Genomic DNA, 18,628 nt, shown 5'->3' on the forward strand with positions numbered 1-18,628 from the left:
AAACGGCACGCGGCCGCGATAAAGCCTTAACGAGTCTAAGTGAAGCGGCCGTGAAATTTATTCCTGGGGCGATCCGGAGCCGAACGGCCTAGGTGGCGGAAGCGGCCGCCCGATGCCTGATTCCGCGCAGCAGATCCAATAGCGGGCGCGGCAGGGCGGTCCGGACACGCGAGCGCGCGGCGCGGCGCCGGGCCCAGGTGAGGGCCGACGCGTCAACGGTTAGCTTTCCCGCGCGCGAGCGTTCGGCCAGTTGCGCCAGCAGGTCTCCCAGACCGACGTGTTCGGTGTGGAAGTAGTTGTCCCGGAGCCACTCCCGGTGCGGCTGGCGGAAGTCCAGCGCGGCCACGTCGTCAAGCGTGCCCAGGAGCCCGCTGCCGGCGAAGACCTGGTTCAGCAGGCGCTCGCTGACGCCGAAGTCGCCCAACACGACGGCGGGAAGCCCGCGGTCGAGCGCCTCGATGACTGCCGTCGACGAAACGGTCGCCAGGGCGGTGCCGGGCTCCAGCACGGTGGACATCGGGCCGGCCGCGAACCGAACCGACCCGTCGGTGACGCGTCCCGAGTCCACGAGGTCGCGCCAGAGGGAATCGTAGGGGTGGCGCTCGAGGTGGGTCTGCGGCTCGCCGGCGTAGGCGCGGAGCTTGACCACGACGTCGAGCCCGGGGTGGCCGAGGGCCGTATCGGCCAGGCTGAGCAGCACCCGCTCCCGCTCGGCGCGTTCGAAGGGCATCTTCGCCTGGGCGGCGAAGACCACCCGCCGGATGGGGACCGTGACGGAGGTCGGGCGGGCCGGCGAACCCAGAAAGGGGAGCCGGCCCAGCAGGATCCGTGTGTCGGTGTCCAGGGACTCGGCCAACTCCGAGAAAGCCCGGGACTCGGCGTGGCTGTGGGTGATAAACGCGTCGCCCAAGGCCCGGTACCGGAGGGCCTTCTCGGTGGCGGGATACGCGACCCCGGGCAGCGCGGACACCAGGGCCGGCCGGGTGGCCCCCCGCCCGGCCCGCGGTCCACGGGCGCGCGACATGCGGTAGAAGACCTCTTGCGCAACGGGGCCCGTGGCCGCGGCGAAGACCACGTCCGTTTCACGCAGTTCCGCCGCCAGGCGGTGGGTTTGCAGGATCGCGGGGGTGCGGCCCTCCATAAACGTGCCCGACACCGCCGAGCGCAACTGCAGCGCGGTGGGCAGCAGTGGGGAGCGGACCAGGACCACGCGGCGCTCCCACTCGGGACCCAACCGGTCCAGTTGGGCGCAGGCCAGCTTCAGGTACGAGTCGCTGTCGGCCACTGCGGTGATGCGCAGGCGGCGCTGGGTCATGTCGAGGATCCTTCCAGGGAACTGCTGAGGTGCGCCCGCAAGGCGGGGTTGGCGGCGTCGGTCCACCAGTCCTCGGGAACGGCGTGTCCCCGGATGGCCACCCCGTTGCCGGACAAGAGCAACCTCAGAGACGGCAGGACCGTGGAGGGAAGCGCCCGCACGGTTTGACCGGAGCGCAGACCGCGCAGCCGCATCTCCACGGGTACGGTGTTCGGGCGAATCCTGACCAGCGGGTGCTCCCCGAGCCGGGCGAGGAAATCGGGGTGCTCCCGGCGATGCGGGAAGTAACTCAGGGGCCCGTCCTCGGTCAGGGACTCCAACCACGTCGTGTAGGGCCCCTCGTGGATCAGGCCGTCGGCCGCCATGGCCGACCCCACCACGATGGTCGGTTCGTCGAACGTCTCTGGGACCGGCTGGGCTCCCAACCACTCGAAGTGATGGTGCTCCAGGTTGCCGCCGAGCCTGCGGAACCTTCGGTCGACGTCGAGCGGCATCGGCAGGGCCGTGATGACCATCAGCTTGCCTTGGCGCGCCAGGAGGCGCAGGCGGTACCAGGCGGCCAGTCCGAGCATGCTGCGTGTGGCGCGGGGCGTGGAGCGCGCGCGCACCAGTGGCGTCGGCCGGTCCCGGGTGAGGGTGGCCAGCAGGTTCACGGTCGCCAGCCCGTCGTCGAGTATCACCACCTCGCCGGCCGCGGAGGGCGCAAGCAGCGCACGTTGGATGCGCCCGGAGTAGGCGTCCCCGGTAACCCACCGGTCGATGCCCTTGGTGCGGACGGACGGCACTTCCAGCCCGGCGGCGGCGAATTCGACCCCCTCCGGTGCGTTGGCCATCAGTGCCTGAACCGTGGTGTCCATGCCCGCGGCTCCACCCCGGGGCCGAATCAGCGTCGACGTCCCCAAAAGGCCCGCGCCGTGCGCCTCGATGGCGCTGAGCAGTTGAAGGGGCGACTCCACCCACACCTCCGCGCGGCCGAACCGTGGCCGGGCCACCTCGGGCACCAGCCTGAGACGCCGGTTCTGGCGGTGGTGGAGGCGCTGGACCACAACGTCAGCCCCCGGCATGGCCGTGGTCCCGTTCAGGCCCGGTGCCGGCGCGCGCGTCGGGGGCGGGGGGCACGCGGCAGATTGCGGCATCGGGAAAGATCCTGCGCAGGGCGTCGGCCGGACCGGAGTCGACGGTCGGCAGGCGCAGCCGCAGCGCGGCGTCGCCCAGGTCCCAGTGGCTGCGCAGGACACGCTCCCAGATGTGGAGTTCGGAGTCGCGGGGAGAGAACTGCCCCGGCAGGAGCGGCCAGACCAGTTGGCTCAGATCGATGGTCCGATCGAACCGCGCGGCGAACTCGCCAAAGTCCTTGTCCTCTGTGAGGGGCGCTTCGACCTCGGGAATCAGTGCGGGATCGTGAACCAACAGGACGGACCCCGCGCCGGCGGCCGGGCCCGGGCGGTGGGGGGCAGCGACCGCGGCGGCGGCGCGGCGGCATTCGTCGATGCTGGATACGAGGAAGAGGTCGATCACGCGGTCACCCCTGTTGTGGCGAGCATACCGCGGCGTTCGGCGTCGAGCCGATCGATGGCCTGGCGGCGCACTTCCCTGGGCAGCGTGGAAGTCACACGCCCGATGCCGGCGTGCAGTTCGTGGCGGTAGTCCTCGCCCATGCCGCCGGAGCGCCCGATCTGGTGGCAGGCGATGGCCAGGAACTGGCGGGCGGCCTTGGGCCAAAAGCGGTCCCGTTCCGGGTCGGCGGCCACGAGACGGAAAACGTCGTCGAAGCATGGAAGAAAGTCCAGTTGCCTGCGGTCGAGGACCTGGGTCATGGAGGCGACGTTCCCCCGCCTGTAGAACGCGCCGAGGTGTCGGCTGACCGCATAGGAGGCGGCCTTGAGGTGCAGTCCCCAGATCCAGGGGCGGTCCTCGGCTGTGTGCCGGCCCGCCGGAAAATGCAGCAGGCCCCTGTCGCGCAGCCTGCCGTCGTATATGCCGAACGGCGGGAAGCAGTAGTCGACCATGGTGGACACGTTATAGGGCCCGACGTCGGCCCTGGGATTCAGGGCGACGCCCCGGAGGCGCTGGGGCGCACGATGGATGCTTCGCACCCCGGAGGTGTGGCGGACGTGGTCGGTGCGCACAAAGTCGACGTCGAGCCCGTCGATTTCCCGAACCAGTCGGTCCAGGTGTCCGGGCGCGAGCCAGTCGTCCGGATCCAGGAAGGCGACGAGGCGCCCGTTGGACACTTCGAGTCCCTTGTTGCGTGCGGAGGCGACGCCGCTCGGGGCGTCGTTGCGCAGGACGCGGAGCAAGGGGAGGCGATCCGCAAAGGAGGCCGCCACGTCGCCGGAGCCGTCGATCGAGCCGTCGTCGACCACGAGGACCTCAACGGCGGAGGGATCGGCAAATTGGCGGGAGAGGCTGGTCAAGGCGTCGTCGATGAAGGATGCCTGGTCCCGCGTGGGGACGATGACGCTGAGCGGAACGCTACCCACGCGTCCGCGCCTTCCAGGCGCGTCGCAGCGGATCGAGTCGCCCACCGAGCACACGCCGCGCGCGTCGGCGGACGCGTCCCGCCTGTCGCCGCCAAGAGGCGGCGGTCGCCTGGCCCGGCAGTCCGAGGGCCGTCAGGCGTCGGCGCTTGAAATAGCGCGGGAACCGGTCTCCGTGGTCCTGAAGGAAGGACTCGGCCGTGGACCTCAGGTCCGGCAGTCGGCCGGACTGCATGCAGTAGGCCACCGAGTCCACGAGGTCCTGCAGGCGGTCCGCCCGCGGTCCGGCCTCGGACGGCGCGGGCATGCCCCGGACCAGCAGGGCATCGATGAGCGTGACGGGTATCCGGTTGCTGTTCTGGTATGGCTGGAGCCGCTCCAGGAGCAACTCGGTTCCCACCGCGACGCAATCCGTCCCGAACAGGTACTTGAGTGTCACCAGGGCGGTGGAGAAGCAACTGACGACGACGAGCGGCTCGACCCACAGGGCAACGGTCTCCGCGGAAACGTTGTCTCGCACTACGGTCAACTCGATGCCGAGGCCGGCCGCCACCCCGAAGAGGGCGTTGGTGGATCCGTTGCTCGCGCTGGGGTGGGGCTTGAACAACACCAGCTCGGCTCCGCGTTCCCTGGCGGCGGCCAGCATCCCGCGGTGCAGCTCCACCTCCTCGTCCTCCGCGAGGACACGGAGATCGGCCAGGTACTGGCCCAACACGAGCGCGCACGGCCTTCCGGACGCTTGGGCCGCCGCGAGGTCTTCGCTCGGGACGGCGGCGGCGGCGAGTTCGCGGAAGACGTCGGCCAGTGCCTGCCGTGGGGCGGGAACGAGCTCCGGGCCGACCTCGTTCAGGAGCACGGGCCGGAGGCCGGGAACGATGTCGAAGTACGCGACCGCGTCCAGGCGCTGGCGCAACGGCGTGGGCACGCGGTTGCGCGTGGGCCCGTAGGCCATCAGGCCGTCGGAGTGCACCGTCAGGGGCGCGTCGTGGAAGATTCGGCTCAGGGCGATGGCCGGGTTGACCTGGATCGTGTCCACGACCAGCGCCACCGGCTCCGTTCCCAGACCCCAGTGAGACCTTAGGAGCCGTTCCCAGAGGTAGAGCTCCTCGTTGCGCGGACTGAACTGCTGGGGACGGCGCGGCCACAACAGCTCCGCCAGATCCACCACCCGGTCGAACCGCCGGGCCAGCCGCTCGAATCCGGCGGAGTCTTGGATGCGCGCGGTGAGCTCCGGCTGCTGCGAGCCGTTCGCCAGCACCAGGATGCGCTCTCCGCCGTCCGTGCGCAGTGTTCCGGCGTCGACCATCGCGGCCAGGGACGCGACCTGGTACAGCGTGGACGCGGTGAGCAGGTGAATCATGCGAGGACCCCTCGGAGTCTTTGGCCGGCGGGCAGCAACGGTCGGAGCAGGCGCTTGCGCCGCCGGTCCAGCCGGCGGAAGCCTTCGGAGCGGACATCGTCGGGCATGTCCTGCAGGCAAGAGCGAATGGCGTCGTCCAACTCGCGGCGGACGACCGCGTCCATGTTTGCCCGGCGGGACAGGTGGTGGGCGGCGACGGCCAGGAACTGGCGGGCGGCCTTGGGCCAGAAGCGCCCTGCTTCCGAATCAGCCGCCACGAGGTCGAACGACTGCCGGAAGGCCGGCACGAAGTCCAGCTGGCGCCGGTCGTAGATCTGGGTCAGCGAGCTGCTGACGCCTCGCCGATAGAGGATTCCCGGTGAGTTGACGACGGCGTAGGCGCGGCTTTGCAGGTGCAGGCGCCAGATCCACGGGCGGTCCTCGGCCGTAAAGAGGCCGTCGGGGAAGCGCAGAAGACCCCTGTCGGCGAGTGAGCGGTGGAACACGCCGGCCCACGCGTAGGGGTAGTCCACCATGCTGGACTCCGTGTCCGGAAGGATCGATTCCCGGGGATCCAGCGGCACGGCGCGGCGGGCCTGGGGCGCGCGGTGGAGCGCGCGGCTTCCGCCGGTCGCGCGGATGTGGTCCACCCGGACGAACTCGACGTCGAGCCGGTGCAGTTCGTCCGCGCAGTGGGCCAGGTGTCCGGGGGCGAGCCAGTCGTCGCCGTCCAGGTAGGCGAGCACGCCGCCCCTCGCCTGGTCAAGGCCTTGGTTTCTGGCCGTGGCTAGGCCCACGGGGACGTCGTTCCGGAGGATCCTGAGGCCGGGGAGCCGGTCCGCGAAGCGCGCGGCCAGCTCCCCGGTGCCATCGGTGGACCCGTCGTCGACCACCAGCACCTCGAGGTCGGCGGGATCGTTGAATTGCCGGGTCAGGGAGGCCAGTGCGTCCGAAATGTAGGGCGCCTGGTCCTTCGCCGGAACGATCACGCTGACGCGGGGCTGGTGGTCCATGTTTCCCTAACCTACGCGTCGACGCGGCGGAGGCGGGAGAGCGGTGCCAGCTCGCCCGGGAAGACGCGCTTGACGCCGTCGCCCATGGCTTCCTCGAGGATGCGGATGTCACGCACCAGGGACTCGAAGCCCTTGGGCTCCAGCGACGAGGCCTGGTCCGAGCCCCACATGGTGCGGTCCAGGGTGATGTGGCGCTCCACCGTCACGGCGCCGAGCGCCACGGCGGCGAGGGAGATTTGCAGTCCGCGCTCGTGGCCCGAGTAGCCGACCGGCACCTGGTAGCGCTCCCGCAGCGTGTTGATCATGCGCAGGTTGGCCTCCTCCGCGGGAAGCGGGTAGGTGGAGGTGGCGTGCATGATGACGAGGTTGCTGGTGCCGAGGGTCTCGACGGCCGTGTCGATCTGCTCGATCGTGGACATGCCGGTGGAGAGGATGATCGGCTTGCCGGTCTCGCGGAGGGCCTTGAGCAGTTCCAGATCCGTGACGGAGGCCGAGGCGACCTTGTGGGTCACCGCGCCCTGCTGCTCCATGAACTCGACCGAGGGGACGTCCCACGGCGAGGCGAACGCGTGCAGTCCACGGTCCTTCGCGTAGGAGAGGATCTCCCGGTACTGGTCGGCGTCGAACTCGACGCGGTAGCGGTAGTCCAGGTAGGTCATGTCGCCCCACGGGGTGGAGCGGATCTTGTCGCGCATGTCCTTGGGCGTGGAGATCTCGGGCGTGCGCTTCTGGAACTTGACGGCGTTGGCGCCGGCGGCGACGGAAACGTCGATGAGCTGCTTCGCGACGTCGATGTCGCCGTTGTGGTTGATGCCGATCTCGCCGATGACGTAGACGGACTCTCCGGGACCGACCTTGACGTCGCCGATCTGGACAGGCGACGTGCGGGTGATGGATTCGGTGGTCATGCGGACCGCCCCTTTCGTTGTGCTTCCGCCGAGGCCGGGATGGCGATCGGCTCTGGTTGTGCTGCGAGGATGCGTTCGCACACCTCGCGGACGGCGCCGTGGCCGCCCCTGTTCGCCAGCACAATCCGTGCTGCCCTGCGCGCCTCCGGACGGGCGTCGGCGACCGCGATGGGCCATCCGACGGCCGCCATGGCGCCCAAATCGTTGACGTCGTTTCCGACGTAGGCGACCCGCCTGGGGTCCAGCCCGTGGGTTTGCATCCAGGACGCCAGTCGCGAGGCCTTGTCGTCCACGCCCTGCATGACCTCGACGCCGAGTTTTGTGCCGCGCGCCCCGACCACGGGGTTCTTCTCCGTGGACAGGATGAGTTGGCGTATGCCGGTCCGGCGAAGCCGGGCCACGCCCATTCCGTCCCCGCGGCTGACGCTCACGTATTCCGTGCCGTCCTGCGCCACCAGCGCGTGGTCGTCCGTGTGCACACCGTCGAAGTCGGTGACAAGGGCGTCCACGTCGATGAGTTCGTGATCCTCGAAGGCACCCTCGGCGAACTCGGCCCCGTCCGCGGCACCGTTGGCCGCGCCGCGCGAGGCCAACGCGACGACGAGTTCGAGGTCGTCGAGCGAATCGATCTCCGTTGCATGGTCGGCCGGGACAACGTGCAGGTCGATCCGGCCGAAGAAGCGGTGGCCTCCGGCGCGGAACCCTTCCGCCCGCATTGCGTAGAAGGCGCCGGTCTCCCTGTACTGCGGTTCCCTGTCCTGCCGGCGCGGGCGGTGGTCGGCGCTGTGTCCCACGGCGTGGACCCGGCCGTCGGCGCCGCGCGTCCACAGGAAGTTGTGGTTCTCGGCGACGCTGAAGCAGACGTCGGCTCCGCCCGCAAGGACGGCCACGACGGCCTCGTCGAGATCCGCGGGATCGATGAACGGCGAGGTGCACTGCAGCAGCACAACGACGTCGGGTTCCTGCGGCGCGGCGTCCATGGCGTGCAACACCGCGGATTCGCTCGACGCCTCGTCTCCGGAAAGATGGGGTGGCCGCTGAACCACCCGGGCGCCGTGGCGCCGGGCCTCGACGGCGATGTCCGCGTGGTCGGTGCTCACGACGACGTCGGTCACCGACGGGGCGCGCAGCGCGGCCTCAACGGCCCTGGCAACCAGGGATCGGCCGGCCACCGGCTTGAGGTTCTTCAGTGGGATGCCCTTGGATCCGCCGCGTGCGGGGATCACAACAAGCACCCGGGCGGGTTCGTTTTGCATCACCTATTGGACGCTAGGGAGGCAGTGTTAATCGCCACCGTCATCCAGGTGAACTGCCGGTGATGATCAGCGAACCATCGCGAACGGCGGTGGCCAGTAGGCTGAAACACATGGCGCACCCAACCACCCGTGGCACCCCGGCGAAGCGGCACGGCGCGCGCCCCCCGGAAGGGGCCGGCACGCCCCGGGAGCCCGCGCCCAGAGCGTCGCTGGGTCCGCTGCGCATCACGGTGCCCACCCGCAACGATCCGGTGCTGCGCCGGTTGGTGGAGGTTGTCGGCGGGCCGCTGGGACGCCACGCGGATCCCGGACGGCAGTCCCCGGGATTCTGGACGGTTGAACGGGTCTTGGTGTTGCTGACGGTGGTCGCCGCCGTCGTGGCCGTCCTGGCGAAGAACATGTGCCGAACCCTCGGTTGGGGCGGATCCAATTCGTACATCTGGGCGTGCTACTCGGACTGGCCGGCACTGTTCCACGCCCGCGGCTTCGCCGAGAACGCCTTCGCCCCCTTCGCGGCGGGATCCCAGTTCGAATACCCGGTCCTGATGTCCGTCGTGGCCAGCCTTACGGCGCTGATGGTCGTGCCCGGCGACTACGACAGGTCCCTGGCGTTCTTCGACCTCAACGTCTTCTTTGTCTCCCTGCTGTGGCTGGTCACGGTCCTGGCCACGGCACGCAGCGCCGGGAGGAGGCCGTGGGACGCGGCAATGGTGGCGCTGGCGCCGGGAATCATCCTCGCCTCGACCATCAACTGGGACATGTGGGCGGTGGCACTGCTTGCGCTGGCACTCCTCGCCTTCGCCCGGAACGAACCGTTCCTCGCCGGTGTGCTTGTGGGATTGGGGGCGTCGATGAAGTTGTACCCGGTCCTCTTCCTGGGGGCCGTCCTTGTGCTGGCCCTGCGCACCGGGCGGGCCAAGCCGCTGCTGGCGACGCTCGGCGGAGCCGCGGCGTCTTGGCTGGCCGTCAACCTCCCCTTTATGCTGACCAACTTCGAGTCCTGGCTCTACTTCCTGCAGTTCACGCGGGAACGGGAGGCCGGGCTCTCCTCCCTCTGGCACGCGTGGAACGTCGCGGCCGCGGTTCTGCCGGGAGCGCCGCTCTTGGGAGCGGAAGCCATCAACGCGGCGGGGTTCTGGCTCTTCGCCGCCAGTTGCGCCGGCATCGCCGTGCTGGGACTGGCCGCTCCACGCCGCCCACGGATGGCACAGCTGCTGTTCCTGACCGTCGCGGCGTTCGTCCTGTTCAACAAGGTGTACTCGCCGCAGTTCGTTGTCTGGCTCATCCCGCTGGCGGCCCTCGCTTGGCCGCGCTGGCGCGACTTCCTCGTGTGGCAACTGGTGGAGGCGCTCCACTTCTGGGCCATCTGGATGTACCTGTACGCCTCCACGGCGGACATCCAGCCTCAAAACACCTTCCCCGAGGCCTTCTACGTGTACGCCGTGGCGGCGCACATGCTCGCCACGGCATACATCATGTACCGCGTGGCGCACAGCATGCTGCATCCCGAGTACGACCCCGTCCGCCGCGTCGGACAGGACGATCCGCAGGCCGGCCCCTTCGCCGGTCTGCCCGACGCGGAGTTCCTCAAGCGCGCCGGGCGAGGTCTGCGCCTCCGGGGTCGGCTCCGGGACAACCCCTAGTCCTGAAGGGGGACTGGCGCCACCCAAAGATCATCCATTGGGGCGGCGACGGCGGGCGGAGCCGTCCGTAGCCTTGAGACATGATCCAGGCAACCTCTCTCGCCAAGTCCTTCGGCTCTAAGCATGCCGTCGACGGCATCAGCTTCAACGTGCAGCCCGGCCGCGTCACCGGCTTCCTCGGGCCCAACGGCGCCGGCAAGTCCACCACCATGCGCATGGTCATGGGGCTGGACCGCCCCACGGCGGGGTCCGTGACGGTGAACGGCAAGCGGTTCTCCGAGCATCCGGCGCCGTTGCGCGAAGTCGGCGCGCTCCTTGAGGCGAAGGCGGTCCACAAGTCCCGCAGCGCCCGTAACCACCTGCGTTCGCTCGCCGCAACCCACGGCATCCCCAACCGTCGCGTCGACGAGGTTATCGAACTCACCGGACTGCAGTCCGTGGCCCGCAAGCGCGTGGGCGGCTTCTCGCTCGGCATGGGCCAGCGGCTCGGCATTGCCGCGGCACTGCTGGGCGATCCGCAGACCCTGATACTCGACGAACCGGTCAACGGGCTGGACCCGGAGGGTGTGCTGTGGGTCCGCAACCTCGCCCGCGGGCTGGCCGCCGAGGGTCGCACCGTGTTCCTGTCCTCGCACCTGATGAGCGAAATGGCGGTCACGGCGGACCACCTCATCGTGATCGGTCGGGGGCGCCTGATCGCCGACGCCCCGATCGCCGAAATCCTCAGCGGCCGCAACCTGACCCGCACCCGGGTCAAGACGGACCAGCCGGACGAACTGGTCCGCGCGCTGACCGCCCCGCACGTCCAGGTCACCGTCGTGGACGGCGAAACCCTCGAGGTCTCCGGCGCGCCGGCTCGGGACATCGCGCGGCGGGCGCTGGAGCACCGGGTGGTGGTCCACGAGCTCACCCCGCTCCAGGCGTCGCTCGAGGAGGCCTACATGGAACTGACCAAGAACGACGTCGAGTACCACTCCGGCACCCAGGGGCCGGCGGCCCCCGCCGCCACCGAAGACGGATTCTCCGCAGGAAAGCAGGCATGACCATGGCAACACTGGAATCCACCACCCGCGGGGACCTCGTCCGGGACACGGCCCACCACGGCGGAAACACCAACTTTGGACGCGTCCTGCGGTCCGAGTTCATCAAGTTCTCTTCCGTGCCGTCCACGTTGGTACTGGTCCTGTGCACCGTGCTCGTGATGGTTGGCTTCGCCGCACTCAACGCGTGGGCGATCGGCACCTTTTTCGAGGCCGCGGCAAACAACCCGGAGATGGGTTCCGCCGCGGGCGAGGTTGAGGGTGCCGCGGACAGCGTCGCGGCCGGCGGAGTGATCTTCGCCCAACTGATCGTGGGATCCCTTGCGGTCCTGGTGATGAGTTCGGAGTATGCCACCGGCATGGCGCGGGCCACCTATGCGGCCGTGCCCAAGCGGCACCCCGTGTTCCTGGCCAAGGCACTGCTCGTCGCATTCGTCGCCTTCCTCGTGGCCGCGGTGTCCATCCTGATCGCGTTCGTGGTCATCAAGCCCATCACCACGAACTATGGGATCCCCCTGGACTTCGCGTCCGAGGGCTTCCAGCGGAGCCTGTGGCTCTCGGCGGTCTACGTTGCGGCCATCGGCCTGATCGGCTTTTCCCTCGGTTCCCTGCTGCGCAACTCCGCGGGCGGCATCGTGACGCTGGCCGGCCTGACGTTTGTGCTCCCGATCGCCTTCAGCCTGCTGCCTGGCGAGTTCTGGGCGAAGGCCATCCGGTTCATCCCGGACGCCGCGTACAGCAACCTGCTGGCGGCGCAGACGGCACCCGACGCTCTGGAAAAGTGGCAGTCGGCGCTTGTGCTCGGCGCCTGGGTCCTGGTGCCGTTGACCGTGGCCGGCATCGTCGCGCAGCGCCGGGACATCTGACCGGCCTTCCCGGCACGGTGCCCCACCGCGCGGCGCCAACAGCTGCCGCGGGGACGACGGAACGAACGGCCGTCGTCCCCGCGGTCTTCCGTCATCCGGCAACCCTCCCGAAAGCTAAGCTCGCACCATGACCACAGAGCGGCCGCAAGAAGGCTTGGGGACCCCGGATGTCACCTTCGCCGAGCTCACCGAGCGGCGCCGCGGTCCGTTGCGCCGCTACCTGCGCGAACACCCGCTGGTGGTCGACGGTTTGGTCTGCGCCGGCTACCTGGGCGCCACCATTGTCCCGATCCTCTTCGCGGACCCCGGCGGCCGGTGGCTCGAGCTGGCCGTAACGCTGCTGATCGCCGGGCTGCTCTTCTTCCGCCGGCGCCGCGCGTTGCTGGTGCTGGCTCTGGTGTTCGTGCTGGAAAGCGCCGCGCTGTTCACCAACCCTGTGGACAGCCCCGCCGGCGTGGGCCTGTGGGTCGCGCTCTACACGGCCGCCACGAGATATACCGCTCGGCGCATGTTCACATTAGCGGTGCTGATCAGCGCGGTCGAGATCATGACTCTGGTGGTGTGGGTGTATCCGTTCCTGATGGGCCCGGCCGTCGACGCGCGGAACGTCCTGGACGGCGAGGAGCTGCCGCCCGACACGGTCTGGTTCGTCGCGGCTTTTATGCTGGCGCTCAACCTGGCGGCTGTCGCGATCGGTGCGGCCGTCCGCAACAACCGGCTCCACGACGCCGAGCTGGCCAATTGGGGACGACGGGTCCAGACCCTGGCGCAGGCGACCGAACGAAACCGCATCGCCCGCGAGATGCACGATGTGGTGGCGCACTCGCTGTCCGTCATGATCGCACTCTCCGACGGCGCCGCCGTGGTTCTCAAGCGCCATCCGGACCGCGCGGCGGAGGTCCTGAGTGAACTCTCGTCGACCGGCCGGGGCGCGCTGGCGGACATGAGGCGCGTGATCGGGGTCCTCAGGGACGGCTCCAACGCACCCCTGGCGCCGCAGCCGGCGTCGTCCTCCTTGCGGGAGATGCTTGAGGGTTTCCGCGTGGCCGGAGTGCCCCTGCGCTTCAGCCACGCCGGCCCCGAACTGCCCGCCGACGCGGCCTTCCAGCTCACCGTCTACCGGATCGTGCAGGAATCGCTGACCAACGTGCTGCGCTACGGCCGCGCCGTGACCCGGGTGGGCGTGGAGGTGTCCCGCGAGGGCCAGACGGTCCGCATCAAGGTCACAGACAACGGCCAGCAGGCCGGATCGGCCCGCGAGACCATCGGCAGCGGCCAGGGCCTCAAGGGCATCGCCGAGCGAACGTCCATCTACGACGGGTCCGTCTACGCGGGCCCCGGGCCCCAGGGCGGCTGGGTGGTCCACGCGATCCTGACCGCCCCCGAAGACGACCAGATCCAAAGAACCAACAAGGGGGAGAAAAAAGATGAGCAAGCAGGCAGCCGCTGACCCGGGACCCGTTCCGGCAAAACAGTCGGGACCGGGGGACGCCATCCGCGTGCTCCTCGTGGACGATCAGCCCCTGCTCCGCATGGGGTTCCGGCTGATCCTCGAGGGGGAGGACGACCTGCGCATCGTCGGCGAGGCGTCCGACGGCCAGGAGGGGGTGCAGCGGGCCGCGGAATTGCGGCCGGACGTGGTCCTGATGGACGTGCGCATGCCCACCATGGACGGCATCGAGGCGACGCGCAGGATCGCCGAGGCGAACGCCGATGCCCGCATCATCATCCTGACCACGTTCGACCTGGACGAGTACGCGTTCGCCGGCCTCCAGGCCGGGGCGTCCGCGTTCCTGCTCAAGGACGTGGCCCCGTCGGAGCTCGTCAACGCGGTCCGGCTCGTGGCCAGCGGAGACGCCGTGGTTGCCCCCCGCGTGACCCAGCGCCTGCTGGAGACCTACGTCCGTTCCACTGGAGGCAGGTCGGGCGGCGGCGAGCCCGGAACCCGCGGCTCGGGCGCGCTCTCCGCCCCGGCGGAGCGGGACCCGCTGCTGGAGGACCTCACACCGCGCGAGCTGGAGGTCCTCGGCACCATTGCCGAGGGCCTGTCCAACGCCGAGATCGCCCACCGGTTTTTCCTGTCGGAGGCCACCGTCAAGACCCACGTGCGCCGCATCCTGACGAAACTGCACCTGCGCGACCGCGTGCAGGCCGTGGTCTACGCCTATGAGACCGGCCTGGTCGTGCCCAGCCAGGGCCTGGACTTCTAGGGCGCCGGAATGGACATCGAGTTCCTCCGCAGCCCCTGGTTTATGCTCGCCGTGATACTGCTCGCCGGGGGCGCCTTCCTCGTCTGGGTCCTCGGCTGGGTGCCCGCAGGCTGGAGTAGCATCGTGGTGGGCGTGGCCGCCATGGCCTTCGCCCGGTACCGGCAGGGCCCGGGGGCCCCGCGGAACCACCCCGCAGACGGACCCAAGGATGGACATGCCCCATAGCGCCGCGCTGGAACACGTCGAGGATCTGGGACACTTCGTCACGGCCTCGCCATCGAGCTTCCACGCGGTCGCGGAGGCCGCGCAACGCCTCGACGACGCCGGTTTTGTGCGCCTCTCGGAGCGCGACGCGTGGCAGGGCACGCCAGGCGCGCGGTACACCGTGCGGGACGGCGCCATCATCGCCTGGGTGGTGCCGGAGGGCGCCGGGCCGGACACCGGCTTCCACATCCTTGGTTCCCACACCGACTCGCCATCCTTCAAGCTCAAGCCAAAGGCCACGATCGGCCGCGACGGCTGGCTCCAGGCCGGGGTCGAGGTCTACGGCGGGCCGCTCCTGAATTCCTGGCTGGACCGCGAACTCCTGCTCGCCGGTCGCGTGGTGACGCGCGACGGGTCCGAGCACCTGGTGCGGACCGGCCCCCTGCTGCGCTTCCCCCAGCTAGCCATCCATCTGGACCGCAACGTCAACGACGGCCTCACGCTGGACAAGCAGCGGCACATGAACCCCGTGTGGGGCCTCGGCGAACCGTCCGAGGCCGACGTGCTGGGCGTCCTGGCCGAGTCCGCCGGATTGGACCCGGCCGACATCGGCGGCTACGACGTCGTGCTCGCGGACACCCAGCCGCCCGCGGTCTTCGGCGCCGACGGTGAGTTCTTCGCCTCCGGCCGCCTGGACAACCTCTCGTCCGTCCACGCGTCGCTCGCCGCCCTGATCCGGCACCGCTCCGCCGGGGGAGGAAACCGCATCGCGGTATTGGCGGCCTTCGACCACGAGGAGGTGGGCTCCGCGTCGCGCTCCGGCGCCTGCGGTCCGTTCCTTCAGGAGGTCCTCGAACGCGTCTCCTCAGGCCTGGGCGCGGGAGCCGACGAGCGTGCCCGGGCCTACGCGGACTCCGTGTGCGTCTCCGCCGACGCCGGGCACGCGGTGCACCCCAACTACGGCGAGCGGCACGATCCGGCCAACCGCCCGCTGCCGGGCCGCGGGCCGCTGCTGAAGATCAACGCCAACCAGCGCTACACGACGGACGCGCACGGCGCGGCCCTCTGGTCGCGCCTGAGCGACCGGGCCGGCGTCCCCTACCAGGAGTTCGTCTCCAACAACGCGCTGCCGTGCGGTTCCACGATCGGGCCGCTCACGGCGACCCGACTCGGCATCCGCACGCTCGACGTCGGCATCGCCTTGCTCTCGATGCACTCCGCGCGCGAGATGTGCGGCGTGGAGGACCCGCTGGGCCTGTCCAAGGTAGCCGAAGCCTTTTTCCGGGACTGACAATCCACAACCACCGGGAGCGAGCATGTCCAAGGTGAAGCCGGAGACCATCTTCACGCACAAGCCGACCCTGCGGGGGGACGGGTTCCTGCTGCGCCCGTTCACGGACGCGGACATCGACGCCATGGGACCCATCCTCGCCGACCCGGACGTGCTGCGGCTGACCGGCAGCGTCCACAGCACCGGGGAGCTCGCCTCCGCCACCCCCGTCCTCGACGAGGGGACGCGGAAGTGGTACCGAACGCGTGCGCAGCAGGCCGACCGGCTCGACCTCGCCGTCGTCGACACGGCCACCGGGACATGTGTCGGCGAGATCGTCCTCAACGACTGGGAGCCGGCAAACCAGGCCTGCAACCTGCGCATCCTGCTGGGGCCCGCCGGCCGCGACCGGGGTCTGGGCACGGCGTCCGTGCGCCTGCTGCTCGAGTACGCGTTCACGCAGACCGACCTGTTCCGGATCGGGCTGGAGGTCTACTCGTGCAATCCCCGTGCGCTGCGGGTCTACGAAAAGGCGGGCTTCGTGGTCGAGGGCCGCCGCATGGCGGCCCACGTGTTCGACGGCGTGCGCATCGACGCGATCACGATGTGCGCGCTGTTGCGCGACTGGGTGGACGCGGACTCGGCCTAGTCCGCCGTGAGCGCCGCCGGCGGCCACCCCGGCTTAACCGCGCGTTCACCGGCCTCTGCTTGGATTGCTGGCCATGAGCGAACCACAGCGGCCGGCACGGCGATTCCTCCCGGAGGTTCAGGCCCTCCGAGCCCTGGCGGTCCTGCTCGTCGTCGCCTACCACCTGGAGCCGCGCGTCGTTCCGGGCGGGTTCGTCGGCGTCGACGTGTTTTTTGTGATCTCCGGTTTCCTCATCACCGGACACCTGTTGCGTGAGGCCGGGGAAACGGGAAGGATCGACCTGCCGCGGTTCTGGGCCGGACGCGTGCGGCGCATCCTGCCGGCCTCCTTGGCGACCATTGCCGCCGTCGTTGCGCTGTCCCTCGCGCTCTCCCCGTCGACGCAGTGGGAGACCGTGGGACGGCAGGCGCTCGCGTCCGTGTTCTCCGTGCAGAACTGGGTACTGGCCGCGGATTCGGTCGACTACCTCGCGGCGGAAAATCCGCCCACGGCACTGCAGCACTTCTGGTCGCTGGGCGTGGAGGAACAGTTTTACCTGGTCTGGCCGTTACTGGTTGTGGCCGCGGCGGCCTTGGCGCTGCGCCGTCGGGCGGGCGCGGGCTCGCCGGGCGCGGCCCGCCGTCTGGGGGATCGACGCCGGATGCCGTCAATAGCGCTGGCAATCTTCGGCGTGGTGGTGTGCGCCTCGCTGGCCCACAGCATCGCGCTGACATCCGCCGGCGATCCGGCGGCCTACTTCGTGACTCCCACGCGCGTCTGGGAATTGGGCGCGGGAGGACTCCTCGCCGCCGGTATTCTCCGGGGTTCCCACTCCACGTGGCGGGCGCCCCGGTGGGCAACCGGTGGCACGTCCCGCAGCCTGTTGGCCCTGGCCGGCCTGGCGGCCATCGCGGCCTCAGCGTTCCTGTACGACGCCGGAACGCCGTTCCCCGGGGCGGCCGCCGCCCTGCCGGTCCTGGGAACCGTCGCCGTGATCCTCGCCGGCCGCACGGCCGGCGCCCTGTCGGTGCACCGCGTCGTGGACCTCCGCCCGGTGCAGTGGACGGGCAACGTCTCCTATTCGCTCTATCTCTGGCACTGGCCCGCGGTGGTCTTCCACGCAACCGTGTCCGGAGGTGATCCGGGCCCGTGGGAGAGCCTTGGCCTTCTGGCGCTGTCCCTGCTGCTCGCCGCCGCGAGCCACCGTTGGATCGAGGTGCCGGCCCGGACGTTTGCGCCGCTGGTCCGCTCGACGCGGACGGCGCTCGTTGCCGGCGCCGTCGCGGTGGCGGTGGTGGCTTCGCTGTCCACCGTGCCGGGCATCCGGCAGGAACGCCTGCTGGCGGCCGAGCGTGCCGCCGCCGAGCAGCTCTTGGCGGCGCCTCCATCCGGTTTGGGGGCGGGGTCCATCCCGGCCGGAGCCCCGGCCTACGCCGGCGGCAGCCGCGCCATTGTGCCGGCCCCCGCGGCCGCCCCGGCGGACCGTCCCGCCCTGGGCGAGTGTGTTCAGGACCCGGCTGCACCGACCACCAAGGAGTGCGAGTTCGGGAACTCCGCTGGCGGCCTGACCGTCGCGCTGGTGGGCGACTCCCACGCTGGCCACTGGTACCAGGCCATGGCGGAGGCCGCCAAGGAGCGGGGCTGGACGCTGGTGACCTATCTGAAGTCCTCCTGCCCGTTCAGTGCGGCCAGGCGGACGGCCGAAGTGGAGGGCGGGATCTCCTGCGCCGGGGCGAACGCGGCCACGCTGCGGAGGATCGTGGAGCGCGGCGACGTTGACGCTGTGGTGACGGGCAACTGGGCGGGTTCCACGTTCGCGGGGGACGCGGCCGGCGGTTTTGCCGAGTACTGGTCCGCGCTCGAGGACGCGGGAATTCCCGTGTACCCGATCGTGGACAATCCCCGGCCGGGCCGCGACGAATATCCGCGCGATTGCGTGGCCGCGAACCCGGACAGCCCCGAGGACTGCGGGCGGTCGCAGTCCGACGCGCTGGAGCACACGGACGCGACCCTCGAGGCCGGCCGGCGGGAGCCGAGGGCGAACGTCTTGGACTTCACGGACCAGTTCTGCGTCGACGGTTTCTGTCCGGCCCTGATCGGGAACGTGCTGGTTTACCGGGACCACCACCACCTGTCCGACACCTACGTGCGGACGCTGGTCCCGGTCTTCACCGAACGCCTCCTCGCGGCGATGCGGGCGGACGGGCTGAAGCCCTAGCCATCGCCGCGGATCCTCCGCCTCCGGCGGCGGGGCATCGCCCTCCACATCCCCGGGCGCTGCGCGGCCTTCCACAGGGCGGCCGTGACGGCGCCGCCGCCGCCGGGACCGGCGTTAGGGTGGGCTTCGGACATCCGGTAGGATGGTTCAGGCTGTTTCCGCCGTGCCCGCAGTCGGGCGTGGCGCCAGCCAACGCAAAGAACCTCCTGTTACGGAAAGACCGTGACCGTTTAGCCCA

Annotated in this window: 17 protein-coding genes; 9 read left to right on the forward strand and 8 right to left on the reverse strand. The window is 70.1% G+C overall.

Annotation, left to right across the window (positions count from 1 at the left end):
• Positions 1–88: 88 nt before the first annotated feature.
• The 8 genes from AC3ZJJ_RS15865 to AC3ZJJ_RS15900 are packed head-to-tail and all read right to left on the reverse strand — an operon-like array spanning position 89 to position 8,311.
• On the reverse strand, positions 89–1,315 hold the full coding sequence (locus tag AC3ZJJ_RS15865; protein WP_489892780.1) for a DUF6716 putative glycosyltransferase: 1,227 nt from the start codon (positions 1,313–1,315) through the stop codon (positions 89–91).
• A complete protein-coding gene (locus AC3ZJJ_RS15870; RefSeq protein ID WP_489892781.1) occupies positions 1,312–2,379 on the reverse strand; it encodes a hypothetical protein in 1,068 nt (355 codons plus the stop codon). Before AC3ZJJ_RS15870 ends, AC3ZJJ_RS15865 begins: the two co-directional genes overlap by 4 nt.
• Positions 2,366–2,833 (reverse strand): hypothetical protein, encoded by a 468-nt coding sequence (locus AC3ZJJ_RS15875; protein WP_489892782.1) that lies wholly within the window; start codon positions 2,831–2,833, stop codon positions 2,366–2,368. The genes AC3ZJJ_RS15870 and AC3ZJJ_RS15875 overlap by 14 nt, the downstream gene beginning before the upstream one ends.
• Complete coding sequence (locus tag AC3ZJJ_RS15880; RefSeq protein ID WP_489892783.1) at positions 2,830–3,798, reverse strand: glycosyltransferase family 2 protein; 969 nt, start codon at positions 3,796–3,798, stop codon at positions 2,830–2,832. The genes AC3ZJJ_RS15875 and AC3ZJJ_RS15880 overlap by 4 nt, the downstream gene beginning before the upstream one ends.
• Entirely contained in the window at positions 3,791–5,155 is a 1,365-nt protein-coding gene (locus AC3ZJJ_RS15885) for a polysialyltransferase family glycosyltransferase (RefSeq protein WP_489892784.1), read from the reverse strand. Before AC3ZJJ_RS15885 ends, AC3ZJJ_RS15880 begins: the two co-directional genes overlap by 8 nt.
• Complete coding sequence (locus AC3ZJJ_RS15890; RefSeq protein ID WP_489892785.1) at positions 5,152–6,147, reverse strand: glycosyltransferase family 2 protein; 996 nt, start codon at positions 6,145–6,147, stop codon at positions 5,152–5,154. Before AC3ZJJ_RS15890 ends, AC3ZJJ_RS15885 begins: the two co-directional genes overlap by 4 nt.
• Positions 6,148–6,158: 11 nt before the next feature.
• The gene (locus AC3ZJJ_RS15895; protein ID WP_489892786.1) at positions 6,159–7,055 is read right to left on the reverse strand and encodes an N-acetylneuraminate synthase family protein; all 897 of its coding nucleotides are present in this window, start codon (positions 7,053–7,055) and stop codon (positions 6,159–6,161) included.
• A complete protein-coding gene (locus tag AC3ZJJ_RS15900) occupies positions 7,052–8,311 on the reverse strand; it encodes a cytidylyltransferase domain-containing protein (RefSeq protein WP_489895871.1) in 1,260 nt (419 codons plus the stop codon). Before AC3ZJJ_RS15900 ends, AC3ZJJ_RS15895 begins: the two co-directional genes overlap by 4 nt.
• Positions 8,312–8,421: 110 nt before the next feature.
• Here AC3ZJJ_RS15900 and AC3ZJJ_RS15905 point away from each other — a divergent pair, with 110 nt between their 5' ends.
• The 9 genes from AC3ZJJ_RS15905 (at position 8,422) to AC3ZJJ_RS15945 (ending at position 18,390) form a co-directional block, all read left to right on the forward strand.
• Positions 8,422–9,954 carry a glycosyltransferase family 87 protein gene (locus tag AC3ZJJ_RS15905; RefSeq protein WP_489892787.1) on the forward strand — a complete coding sequence of 511 codons (1,533 nt, stop codon included), beginning with the start codon at positions 8,422–8,424 and terminating at the stop codon, positions 9,952–9,954.
• A gap of 80 nt (positions 9,955–10,034) precedes the next feature.
• A complete protein-coding gene (locus tag AC3ZJJ_RS15910) occupies positions 10,035–10,997 on the forward strand; it encodes an ABC transporter ATP-binding protein (RefSeq protein WP_489892788.1) in 963 nt (320 codons plus the stop codon).
• Entirely contained in the window at positions 10,994–11,860 is an 867-nt protein-coding gene (locus tag AC3ZJJ_RS15915) for an ABC transporter permease (RefSeq protein ID WP_489892789.1), read from the forward strand. The genes AC3ZJJ_RS15910 and AC3ZJJ_RS15915 overlap by 4 nt, the downstream gene beginning before the upstream one ends.
• A gap of 127 nt (positions 11,861–11,987) precedes the next feature.
• Positions 11,988–13,310, forward strand: coding sequence for a sensor histidine kinase (locus tag AC3ZJJ_RS15920; protein WP_489892790.1), 1,323 nt, complete (start codon positions 11,988–11,990; stop codon positions 13,308–13,310).
• 82 nt (positions 13,311–13,392) lie between these two features.
• Positions 13,393–14,070, forward strand: coding sequence for a response regulator (locus AC3ZJJ_RS15925; protein ID WP_489895873.1), 678 nt, complete (start codon positions 13,393–13,395; stop codon positions 14,068–14,070).
• Positions 14,071–14,079: 9 nt separating this feature from the next.
• On the forward strand, positions 14,080–14,295 hold the full coding sequence (locus AC3ZJJ_RS15930) for a hypothetical protein (protein ID WP_489892791.1): 216 nt from the start codon (positions 14,080–14,082) through the stop codon (positions 14,293–14,295).
• Entirely contained in the window at positions 14,285–15,565 is a 1,281-nt protein-coding gene (locus tag AC3ZJJ_RS15935) for a M18 family aminopeptidase (RefSeq protein WP_489892792.1), read from the forward strand. The genes AC3ZJJ_RS15930 and AC3ZJJ_RS15935 overlap by 11 nt, the downstream gene beginning before the upstream one ends.
• 25 nt (positions 15,566–15,590) lie before the next feature.
• Positions 15,591–16,193, forward strand: a complete 603-nt coding sequence (locus AC3ZJJ_RS15940) for a GNAT family N-acetyltransferase (protein WP_489892793.1) — start codon at positions 15,591–15,593, stop codon at positions 16,191–16,193.
• A 73-nt stretch (positions 16,194–16,266) separates the two neighbouring features.
• Entirely contained in the window at positions 16,267–18,390 is a 2,124-nt protein-coding gene (locus AC3ZJJ_RS15945; RefSeq protein WP_489892794.1) for an acyltransferase family protein, read from the forward strand.
• Positions 18,391–18,628 lie beyond the last annotated feature (238 nt).

The sequence above is a fragment of the Arthrobacter sp. AOP29-A2-19 genome (assembly GCF_058138025.1).

Excerpts from the sequence above, each read along its gene's own strand:
- AC3ZJJ_RS15865 (WP_489892780.1), bottom strand. The coding sequence starts at position 1,315 with ATGACCCAGCGCCGCCTGCGCATCACCGCAGTGGCCGACAGCGACTCG.
- AC3ZJJ_RS15870 (WP_489892781.1), bottom strand. The coding sequence starts at position 2,379 with ATGCCGGGGGCTGACGTTGTGGTCCAGCGCCTCCACCACCGCCAGAAC.
- AC3ZJJ_RS15885 (WP_489892784.1), bottom strand. The coding sequence starts at position 5,155 with ATGATTCACCTGCTCACCGCGTCCACGCTGTACCAGGTCGCGTCCCTG.
- AC3ZJJ_RS15890 (WP_489892785.1), bottom strand. The coding sequence starts at position 6,147 with ATGGACCACCAGCCCCGCGTCAGCGTGATCGTTCCGGCGAAGGACCAG.
- AC3ZJJ_RS15895 (WP_489892786.1), bottom strand. The coding sequence starts at position 7,055 with ATGACCACCGAATCCATCACCCGCACGTCGCCTGTCCAGATCGGCGAC.
- AC3ZJJ_RS15900 (WP_489895871.1), bottom strand. The coding sequence starts at position 8,311 with ATGCAAAACGAACCCGCCCGGGTGCTTGTTGTGATCCCCGCACGCGGC.
- AC3ZJJ_RS15905 (WP_489892787.1), top strand. The coding sequence starts at position 8,422 with ATGGCGCACCCAACCACCCGTGGCACCCCGGCGAAGCGGCACGGCGCG.
- AC3ZJJ_RS15910 (WP_489892788.1), top strand. The coding sequence starts at position 10,035 with ATGATCCAGGCAACCTCTCTCGCCAAGTCCTTCGGCTCTAAGCATGCC.
- AC3ZJJ_RS15915 (WP_489892789.1), top strand. The coding sequence starts at position 10,994 with ATGACCATGGCAACACTGGAATCCACCACCCGCGGGGACCTCGTCCGG.
- AC3ZJJ_RS15920 (WP_489892790.1), top strand. The coding sequence starts at position 11,988 with ATGACCACAGAGCGGCCGCAAGAAGGCTTGGGGACCCCGGATGTCACC.
- AC3ZJJ_RS15925 (WP_489895873.1), top strand. The coding sequence starts at position 13,393 with ATGGGGTTCCGGCTGATCCTCGAGGGGGAGGACGACCTGCGCATCGTC.
- AC3ZJJ_RS15930 (WP_489892791.1), top strand. The coding sequence starts at position 14,080 with ATGGACATCGAGTTCCTCCGCAGCCCCTGGTTTATGCTCGCCGTGATA.
- AC3ZJJ_RS15935 (WP_489892792.1), top strand. The coding sequence starts at position 14,285 with ATGCCCCATAGCGCCGCGCTGGAACACGTCGAGGATCTGGGACACTTC.
- AC3ZJJ_RS15940 (WP_489892793.1), top strand. The coding sequence starts at position 15,591 with ATGTCCAAGGTGAAGCCGGAGACCATCTTCACGCACAAGCCGACCCTG.
- AC3ZJJ_RS15945 (WP_489892794.1), top strand. The coding sequence starts at position 16,267 with ATGAGCGAACCACAGCGGCCGGCACGGCGATTCCTCCCGGAGGTTCAG.